1 protein-coding gene is annotated in these 688 nt (G+C 38.4%); it reads left to right on the forward strand.

Annotation, left to right across the window (positions count from 1 at the left end):
• Positions 1-39 precede the first annotated feature (39 nt).
• Positions 40-688, forward strand: a 649-nt coding sequence (locus tag G4407_RS16235; RefSeq protein WP_173689701.1) for a transposase, incomplete at its 3' end; no start/stop codon positions are given.

Consider the following 688-nt stretch of genomic DNA (forward strand, 5'->3'; position numbering starts at 1 on the left):
ATTGTTCTTGCGGAAACTTCAAAACAGAAAGGAGGATACATGAATAGTATCACAAATTTACTCGACCTTGAAGATACAGATATCGAAATCACCGATATTCAAATTCATGGTCAAACAAAAACACTTACTCTTTCAACTCCACCTGTACCACATTTTTGCCCTTCTTGCGGGTTTCGTATGTATTCACGTGGTATTAAGAAGAGAACCATTAATCATCCGATTCTTCAAGATAATTACTCTCTTGTTCTTATTTTGAAGCAGCGTCGATGGCGATGTACAAATCCGGAATGCCTGTATGACACAAGCGAATCATTTAAGTTCGTAAACCGGCAACGACGAACAACAAATGCTACAGATATGCTTATCGTAGATGCTTACAGGAATCTCTTAGAAACTTCTGTTTCTATAGCAAAAAAATTTCATGTTTCTGATTCTCATGCACATGATGTCTTCAATCGATATGTTAAATTAGACAGGCTAACTCTCACAGATGCCATTTCGATTGATGAAGTCTTTTTAGACATGGATGAGCACTGTAAATACGCACTTGTCATCCAGGACTTCCACACAGGTGATCCCATCGATTTACTACGAAGCAGACGTTCTAATGTGACCGAGCCTTATTTCACTTCAATCCCTACTGAGGAACGCTTTGCAGTGAAGTATCTCATCTCTGATATGTATAATC

It is taken from the genome of Allocoprococcus comes, assembly GCF_013300725.1.
GTDB classification, from domain to species: Bacteria; Bacillota; Clostridia; order Lachnospirales; family Lachnospiraceae; genus Allocoprococcus; species Allocoprococcus comes_A.